The organism is Streptomyces recifensis, assembly GCF_002154615.1.
Lineage (GTDB): Bacteria > Actinomycetota > Actinomycetes > Streptomycetales > Streptomycetaceae > Streptomyces > Streptomyces griseoluteus.
In genome coordinates, this window is record NZ_MUNH01000628.1 from 1 (window position 1) to 7,225 (window position 7,225).

The 7,225-nt window shown below is 70.7% G+C and carries 7 protein-coding genes; all 7 read left to right on the forward strand.

What is annotated here, in order from left to right; genetic code table 11:
- Window positions 1-1,859: DNA translocase FtsK (locus tag CCN33_RS27355; protein ID WP_107484005.1), on the forward strand; the 1,859-nt coding region annotated here is incomplete at its 5' end.
- A gap of 280 nt (window positions 1,860-2,139) precedes the next feature.
- Window positions 2,140-2,985 (forward strand): helix-turn-helix domain-containing protein, encoded by an 846-nt coding sequence (locus CCN33_RS27360; protein WP_086696104.1) that lies wholly within the window; start codon window positions 2,140-2,142, stop codon window positions 2,983-2,985.
- A 102-nt stretch (window positions 2,986-3,087) separates the two neighbouring features.
- A complete protein-coding gene (gene rimO / locus CCN33_RS27365; RefSeq protein WP_086696105.1) occupies window positions 3,088-4,560 on the forward strand; it encodes a 30S ribosomal protein S12 methylthiotransferase RimO in 1,473 nt (490 codons plus the stop codon).
- On the forward strand, window positions 4,557-5,300 hold the full coding sequence (gene pgsA, locus CCN33_RS27370) for a CDP-diacylglycerol--glycerol-3-phosphate 3-phosphatidyltransferase (RefSeq protein ID WP_086696106.1): 744 nt from the start codon (window positions 4,557-4,559) through the stop codon (window positions 5,298-5,300). The genes rimO and pgsA overlap by 4 nt, the downstream gene beginning before the upstream one ends.
- Window positions 5,297-5,842 carry a CinA family protein gene (locus tag CCN33_RS27375; protein WP_086696107.1) on the forward strand — a complete coding sequence of 182 codons (546 nt, stop codon included), beginning with the start codon at window positions 5,297-5,299 and terminating at the stop codon, window positions 5,840-5,842. Before pgsA ends, CCN33_RS27375 begins: the two co-directional genes overlap by 4 nt.
- A gap of 109 nt (window positions 5,843-5,951) precedes the next feature.
- Complete coding sequence (locus tag CCN33_RS27380; protein ID WP_086696108.1) at window positions 5,952-6,326, forward strand: helix-turn-helix domain-containing protein; 375 nt, start codon at window positions 5,952-5,954, stop codon at window positions 6,324-6,326.
- 198 nt (window positions 6,327-6,524) lie between these two features.
- Window positions 6,525-6,995 (forward strand): Dps family protein, encoded by a 471-nt coding sequence (locus CCN33_RS27385; RefSeq protein WP_086696109.1) that lies wholly within the window; start codon window positions 6,525-6,527, stop codon window positions 6,993-6,995.
- Window positions 6,996-7,225 lie beyond the last annotated feature (230 nt).

Consider the following 7,225-nt stretch of genomic DNA (forward strand, 5'->3'; position numbering starts at 1 on the left):
GCCGCCGCGGCGGCCCGCAGGCGTACGACCCCGACGCCGCCGAGGACGAGGCGCTCACCCGGCGCCGCCGCCCCCGCCGGGCCGCGCAGTCCGAGCCGCGCGAGATGGACGCGATCGACGTCGCCTCGGCGGCCAACGCCGCGCTCGACGGCGCCGTGCAGCACGGCATGCCGCCGTCCCCGGTCGTCGCCGACCTCACCCAGGGCGTGAGCGTGGGGGACCGCGAGGAGACCACTCCGGTCCCCGTGCCCTCCGCGGCGCCGTCGTCCAAGCCCGTGCCCGGCAGGAAGAACACCGACTCCGGCGTCCTCGACCTCACCAAGGCGCCCCCCGAGGTGCCACGCGAGATGCCCGCGCGCGCGGAGCAGCTCCAGCTCTCCGGGGACATCACCTACTCGCTGCCCTCGCTGGACCTGCTGACCCGGGGCGGCCCCGGCAAGGCGCGCAGCGCGGCCAACGACGCCATCGTGGACTCCCTGCGCACGGTGTTCTCCGAGTTCAAGGTGGACGCCGCCGTCACCGGCTTCACCCGCGGCCCGACGGTCACCCGTTACGAGGTCCAGCTCGGCCCGGCCGTGAAGGTCGAGCGGATCACGGCGCTGGCCAAGAACATCGCGTACGCAGTCGCCAGCCCGGACGTGCGGATCATCAGCCCGATCCCCGGCAAGTCGGCGGTCGGCATCGAGATCCCCAACACCGACCGGGAGATGGTCAACCTCGGTGACGTGCTGCGGCTCGCGCAGTCCGCCGAGGACGACGACCCGATGCTGGTGGCGTTCGGCAAGGACGTCGAGGGCGGCTATGTGATGCACTCGCTGGCCAAGATGCCGCACATGCTGGTCGCCGGCGCCACCGGCTCCGGCAAGTCGTCCTGCATCAACTGCCTGATCACCTCGATCATGATGCGGGCGACCCCCGAGGACGTCCGGATGATCCTGGTCGACCCCAAGCGCGTCGAGCTGACCGCCTACGAGGGCATCCCGCACCTGATCACGCCGATCATCACCAACCCCAAGCGGGCCGCCGAGGCCCTGCAGTGGGTGGTGCGCGAGATGGACCTGCGCTACGACGACCTCGCCGCCTACGGCTTCCGGCACATCGACGACTTCAACCGTGCCGTCCGCGAGGGCAAGGTCACCCCGCCCCCCGGCAGCGAGCGCGAGCTGCAGCCGTATCCGTACCTGCTGGTGATCGTGGACGAGCTGGCCGACCTGATGATGGTCGCCCCGCGTGACGTCGAGGACGCGATCGTCCGCATCACCCAGCTCGCCCGCGCCGCCGGCATCCACCTGGTGCTGGCCACCCAGCGGCCCTCGGTGGACGTGGTCACCGGTCTCATCAAGGCCAACGTCCCCTCCCGGCTGGCCTTCGCCACCTCCTCGCTGGCCGACTCCCGCGTCATCCTCGACCAGCCCGGCGCCGAGAAGCTGATCGGCAAGGGCGACGGGCTGTTCCTGCCCATGGGCGCCAGCAAGCCGACCCGTATGCAGGGCGCGTTCGTGACGGAGGAAGAGGTCGCGGTCGTCGTCCAGCACTGCAAGGACCAGATGGCGCCGGTCTTCCGGGACGACGTCACCGTGGGCACCAAGCAGAAGAAGGAGATCGACGAGGACATCGGCGACGACCTCGACCTGCTGTGCCAGGCGGCCGAGCTGGTGGTCTCCACGCAGTTCGGATCGACGTCCATGCTCCAGCGCAAGCTGCGGGTCGGCTTCGCCAAGGCGGGCCGGCTGATGGACCTCATGGAGTCCCGGAACATCGTCGGGCCCAGCGAGGGTTCCAAGGCTCGTGACGTTCTTGTGAAGCCTGACGAACTGGACGGCGTGCTCGCCGTGATTCGCGGGGAGTCTGACGGTTAGGGCTTCGGGCCACCCGGCGTGTCGGGACTGCGCCGGGTGGCGGCACCACCGTGATCCACCCGTTAAACATCGGCGGGCAACCGTTTCCCTTTGCAGTACGTCAAGTTGAGCGAGAGCAGGGGCGCAGGTACCGGCCTGGGCCTCCCGCTCCCGTCCGCCGTCGGGCTGACCGGCCAATCCGATGGCGTACAAGTTCGTTCGCCCGCTTGCCCCACCCTTTCGTACCCCGCCTAGACTGAACGCTCAGCACAGGTGGCTCACACGCTCGAAAGGCGCCCCCGTGTCCATCGGCAGCAACTCCCCCGAAGACGAGCCCCCGTTCACCGACCCCCCCGAGGCCGACGGTCCCTCCGTCGGCACCGCCCTGCGTCAGGCCCGCGTCGCGGCCGGTCTGAGGGCGGACGACGTCAGCAACGCCACCCGCATCCGCCTCGCCATGGTGCACGCCATCGAGGAGGACGACTTCTCCTCCTGCGGCGGCGACGTGTACGCGCGCGGCCACATCCGCAACCTGGCCAAGGCGGTCCACCTCGACCCCGCCCCGCTCATCGCGCGGTTCGACGCCGAGCACGGCGGCCGGCCGGCGCCCACCCCGGCGGCCCCCCTGTTCGAGGCGGAACGCATCCGTCCCGAGCGCCGGGGTCCCAACTGGACCGCGGCCATGGTCGCGGCGATCGTCGTCGTCATCGGCTTCGTCGGCTTCACCGCCATCAAGTCCCAGACCGGCGGCGACACGGACACCCAGGCCGTCGAGGGCAACGCCTCGCCGTCCGCCACCAAGTCGGCCGCGCCCACCCCGAAGACGGGGCAGTCCGCCACGCCGAAGTCCGACCCCTCCGACAGCGCCATCGCGGCCGCCCCGCAGGACAAGGTGACCGTCCGGGTCACGGCGCCGGGCGGGCGGAGCTGGATCTCCGCGAAGGATCACAACGGGCGCATGCTGTTCGACGGGCTGCTCAACAAGGGCGAGTCCAAGACCTTCCAGGACAGCACCAAGATCAACCTGATTCTCGGTGACGCCGGGGCGATCGAGCTGTACGTCAACGGCAAGAAGATCGAGGACGACTTCCGGCCCGGTGCCGTGGAGCGGCTCACGTACACCAAGGGCGACCCCGAGGTCGGGTGACGCCTTCCGGGCGCCAGGAGCGAGCGGACACGGACGGGGTTGGCCGACAACGGCCAACCCCGTCGACATGGGGTGCGGGACAGACAAAGTAGTCTTGAGCCCATGCCTGAACGCCGTACCGTCGCACTAGTCACTCTCGGCTGCGCCCGTAACGAGGTGGACTCGGAGGAGCTCGCAGGCCGTTTGGAGGCGGACGGCTGGCAGCTTGTCGAGGACGCCGCCGACGCCGATGTCGCCGTGGTCAACACCTGTGGGTTCGTCGAAGCCGCCAAGAAGGACTCGGTCGACGCCCTCCTGGAGGCCAACGACCTCAAGGACCACGGCAGAACCCAGGCCGTCGTGGCGGTGGGCTGCATGGCCGAGCGGTACGGCAAGGAACTGGCCCAGGCACTGCCCGAGGCCGACGGCGTGCTCGGCTTCGACGACTACGCCGACATTTCCGACCGCCTCCAGACCATCCTGTCCGGCGGGGTCCACGCCGCCCACACCCCGCGCGACCGCCGCAAGCTGCTGCCGATCAGCCCGGCCGAGCGCCAGGAGTCCGCGGCCGCCGTCGCCCTGCCCGGCCACGGCCCGACCGACCTCCCGGACGGCCTCGCGCCCGCCTCCGGCCCGCGCGCGCCCCTGCGCCGCCGCCTGGACGGCTCCCCGGTCGCCTCGGTCAAGCTCGCCTCCGGCTGCGACCGGCGCTGCTCCTTCTGCGCCATCCCGTCCTTCCGCGGCTCCTTCATCTCCCGCCGCCCCAGCGATGTCCTCAACGAGACGCGCTGGCTGGCCGAGCAGGGTGTGAAGGAGGTCATGCTGGTCTCCGAGAACAACACCTCCTACGGCAAGGACCTGGGCGACATCCGCCTGCTGGAGTCCCTGCTGCCCGAGCTGGCCGAGGTCGACGGCATCGAGCGGGTGCGCGTCAGCTACCTCCAGCCGGCCGAGATGCGCCCCGGCCTGATCGACGTGCTGACCTCCACCCCGAAGGTCGTGCCGTACTTCGACCTGTCCTTCCAGCACTCCGCGCCGAACGTGCTGCGCGCCATGCGCCGCTTCGGTGACACCGACCGCTTCCTGGAGCTGCTGGACACCATCCGGAACAAGGCCCCCGAGGCCGGTGTCCGCTCCAACTTCATCGTCGGCTTCCCCGGCGAGACCGAGGGCGACCTGGCCGAGCTGGAGCGCTTCCTGACCGGCGCCCGCCTGGACGCCATCGGCGTCTTCGGCTACTCCGACGAGGAGGGCACGGAGGCGGCCACGTACGACACCAAGCTCGACGAGGACGTGGTGGCCGAGCGCCTCGCCCACATCTCCCGGCTCGCCGAGGAACTCGTCTCGCAGCGCGCCGAGGAGCGCATGGGGGAAACCGTGCGCGTCCTGGTGGAGTCCGTCGACGGCGAGGACGGGGTGTACGGCCGCGCCGCCCACCAGGCCCCGGAGACGGACGGCCAGGTGCTGCTCACGAGCGGCGAGGGTCTCGCCGTGGGACGTATGGTCGAGGCGAAGGTGGTCGGCACCGAGGGGGTCGACCTGGTGGCCGAGCCGCTTCCGGGCTCGTCGGTGTGTAGCGAGGAGGCGGCCAGATGACCGGAGTCCCGGCATCCGCCTCGGGCGGCTCCTCCGGCGCGCGCGGCGCGACCGGCCACGCCGTCGACGGTGCTCCGGAGGTCTCCGACCCCGCCGCCGCCATGGAGGCGCGGCACCCGCGCGGCGGCAAGCTCGCGGCCGCGGCCGTCAACCAGGCCAGCGTCTGGAACGTCGCCAATCTGCTCACCATGCTCCGCCTGCTCCTGGTGCCGGGCTTTGTGGCGCTGATGCTGGCGGACGGCGGCTACGACCCGGCCTGGCGCTCCTTCGCCTGGGCGGCCTTCGCGGTCGCCATGATCACCGATCTGTTCGACGGGCACCTGGCGCGCACCTACAACCTGGTCACCGACTTCGGGAAGATCGCCGACCCGATAGCGGACAAGGCGATCATGGGCGCGGCGCTGATCTGCCTGTCCTCCCTGGGCGACCTGCCCTGGTGGGTGACGGTGGTCATCCTGGGCCGGGAACTCGGCATCACCCTGCTGCGTTTCGTGGTCATCCGGTACGGGGTCATCCCGGCCAGCCGGGGCGGCAAGCTGAAGACGCTCACCCAGGGCGTCGCGGTCGGCATGTACGTGCTCGCGCTGACCGGCTGGCTGGCGACCCTGCGGTTCTGGGTGATGGCGGCCGCAGTCGTCCTCACGGTGGTCACCGGCCTCGACTATGTGAGACAGGCCATGGTGCTGCGCCGCCGGGGAATCGCGGAGCGGGCGGCGGCGTTGGAAGAGCGAGAAGCGTGAACCCCACGGCCACCGAATTGGTGCGGCTACTCACGGTGAACGGCGAGACGCTCGCCGTGGCCGAGTCGCTGACCGGTGGTCTGGTCGCCGCCGAGATCACCTCGGTCCCCGGCGCCTCCCAGGTGTTCCGGGGTTCGGTCACCGCCTACGCCACCGAGCTGAAGCACCGGCTCCTCGGCGTCGACGCCGGTCTGCTGGAGCGGTCCGGCGCGGTGGACCCGCAGGTCGCGGCCCAGATGGCGGCCGGTGTGCGGGAGGCCCTCGGTGCCGACTGGGGCATCGCCACCACCGGGGTGGCCGGCCCCGATCCGCAGGACGGACAGCCGGTCGGCACGGTGTACGTGGCCGTCGACGGACCTCTCCGGCAGGGTTCGCCTTCCGCCTCCGGCGGAAAAGTGGAGGCCCTGCGGTTGAACGGCGGCCGTGCGGAAATTCGTATGGAGAGTGTACGGAGCGTACTCGCACTGCTTCTTGCGGAGCTTGCGGGCGAACAGACCGGAAATGAGCGGGCACAGGATACGGAACGGAACGGGGGGTTTTGATGTTTGCAGCCCTGAGTGAACACGACATCGCTCCCCGCACGGCCGCGGCGCAAGGCGGTACGGTGGGGCGAGAAGGATGCGGCTACGCGGTCCGAGGAGGGAGCCACCGATGATTCTGCTCCGTCGCCTGCTGGGTGACGTGCTGCGTCGGCAGCGCCAGCGCCAGGGCCGTACTCTGCGCGAAGTCTCCTCGTCTGCCCGGGTCTCACTCGGCTATCTCTCCGAGGTGGAGCGGGGGCAGAAGGAGGCTTCCTCCGAGCTGCTCTCCGCGATCTGCGACGCGCTGGACGTACGGATGTCGGAACTCATGCGTGAGGTGAGTGACGAACTCGCACTCGCCGAGCTGGCCCAGTCCGCCGCCGCCACCGACGGCGTACCGGCACCGGTCCGGCCGATGCTGGGTTCCGTGTCGGTGACCGGTGTGCCACCGGAACGGGTGACCATCAAGGCACCCGCCGAAGCGGTGGACGTGGTCGCCGCGTGACCTGCGCGCACGCGGCCTAGCGCCCGATACGTGTGAGCCCCGGCCGGGCCTCCCTGGATCTTTCAGGTGAGGCGCGGCCGGGGCTTTCTCATGCGCGTGTCCAGATGGTTTCCGGGTTCTTTGCTCCGTTTGCCCGGTGCGGGCGGCCCGGTCATGGTGGGAGGGACCCCAAGCCCGCCGAGGACCCGAGGACAGCGGATGTACGTGGTGAAGAGTTCCCTTCCCGAGGCCGAGCTGAAGACCGTCTCCGAGGCGCTTCAAGGGGCGCTCGTGGACCTGGTCGACCTCTCGCTGGTCGCCAAGCAGATCCACTGGAACGTGGTCGGGCCACGCTTCCGGTCCATCCACCTCCAGCTCGACGAGGTGGTCCTGTCCGCGCGCACCGCCTCCGACCTGGTCGCCGAACGCTCCTCGGCGCTGGGTGTCCCGCCGGACGGGCGGGCGTCCACGGTCGCCTCCGGTACCGGCATCAAGGTCCCGCCGGCCGGCTGGATCAAGGACACGGACGCGGTCGCCGGGATGGTCGCCGCCCTCGGCGCGGTCATCGGCCGGATGCGGGAGCGGGTGAACGCCACGGGCGACGCCGACCCCGTGACCCAGGACATGTTCATCCAGATCACGGGCGACCTCGAGAAACACCATTGGATGTTTCAGGCCGAGAGCGCTTAGAACAACCGGGCTTCCGGGCCGGTCCTACCGGGTGTCTGCCCGGCGCTGCTCCGGTGAGCCCTTCGGTGCGCCTCCCGCAGGTGGCAGGTGGTGTTCTAGCGTCTCCGGCTGGAGGTGGCGGGTCCATGGACGGGCGAATAGTGCGCTGGGGGGCAGGTCTGGGGTTCGGCGCGGTGTGGTGGTGGGCCGTGCTGCGGCTGACCCTGGGGGACGGCGCGGGGGTGCTGGAG